3 pseudogenes are annotated in these 1300 nt (G+C 56.1%); 2 read left to right on the forward strand and 1 reads right to left on the reverse strand.

The annotated features are described in order from the left end of the window. Positions 1-112: 112 nt before the first annotated feature. A pseudogene (locus FQ320_RS25205) lies at positions 113-460 on the forward strand (integrase core domain-containing protein); the annotation flags it as partial. Between the two features lie 31 nt (positions 461-491). Then, positions 492-761: pseudogene (locus FQ320_RS25210) on the forward strand (integrase core domain-containing protein); the annotation flags it as partial. A 37-nt stretch (positions 762-798) separates the two neighbouring features. Here the strand turns inward: FQ320_RS25210 and FQ320_RS25215 are convergent. Continuing rightward, positions 799-1071: pseudogene (locus FQ320_RS25215) on the reverse strand (integrase core domain-containing protein); the annotation flags it as partial. Positions 1072-1300 lie beyond the last annotated feature (229 nt).

Here is a 1300-nt window from a genome sequence, read left to right on the forward strand (position 1 = left end):
TGTTGCAAAACGACTGTAGGGACCTGAGACCCGGCTATGACCGCTGCTGCGCAATTTGAACGCTGCGCAGGCTGTCATAGCCTCTCAATCAACATCATTCCGAAGGTGTTACGGGAAGGAGTTCACCAGCAAGGCTATTCTGAAGTGGGCCAACGACAACAAGGTCGAGTGGCATTACATCGACCCCGGCAAGCCGCAACAGAACGGTTACATCGAGTCATTCAACGGCAGCCTCCGAGATGAATGCCTCAACGAAGAGATCTTCGACAGCCTGACCGACGCCCGCCGAACGCTGGCCCTCTGGCGCTACGATTACAACAACGTCAGGCCGCATTCATCGCTCGGCAACAAGACCCCCGCAGAAGCGCGCCGAGCGCTTGAGCTACTTGATGGCATCGCGCCCGGCGCGCTTGCCACACCCGAAACCGACGACTATCAAACCCAAGGACTCTCGCTATGACCAAGGGACGACCGGGGGGCAGGTCAGCTGCGACAACGGATCCAGCTACGTCTCTGGTGAACTGGCTGAATGGTTGCAAGGCAAAGGCATGAAGCACTCGCGCAGAGCGCCCTATCATCCCCAATCCCAAGGCAAGATCGAGTGCTGGCACCAGACGTTGAAGAACCGCATTCTGCTGGAAAACTACTTCCTACCCGGTGATCTCGAAGCCCAAATCGAAGCCTTCGTCGATCACTACAACCACCAGCGCTACCACGAGAGCTTGAACAACGTCACACCTGCCGACGTTTACTTCGGACGGTAATCTCCCCAATTTTAACGGGGTGCGGTCGTAGAACTTACGCGGCCATTTTCAGTTTCTGTGCGGGTGTGATGCCGCCGATGCCCATGTTCGGGCGGTCGTTGTTGTATGTCCAGAGCCATTGCGTGGCGTGGTCTTGGACCTCCTCGATGTTTTCGATGATGTATTGGTCAAGCCACTCGTGCTTGACTGTGCGGTTGTATCGCTTGATGTAGGCATTCTGCTGCGGTTGTCCGGGTTGGATGTGTTGGATCGAGCCCCCCTGTTTCTCGGCCCATATCAGCAGCTTGCCACTGATGTATTCCGGGCCGTAACACCTTCGGAATGATGTTGATTGAGAGGCTATGACAGCCTGCGCAGCGTTCAAATTGCGCAGCAGGTGGTCATAGCCGGGTCTCAGGTCCCTACAGTGGTTTTGCAACAAACCACACCGCAGAGGAGACCGACTATGACCGATATGAGCATTGCACAGGCCGAGCCTGTTTTGGTGGCGATTGACATTTCCAAAGCGCGTCATGAGGTGCTGATTGCCGTGCCCG

The organism is Oceaniovalibus sp. ACAM 378, from assembly GCF_008085915.1.
Lineage (GTDB): Bacteria > Pseudomonadota > Alphaproteobacteria > Rhodobacterales > Rhodobacteraceae > Oceaniglobus.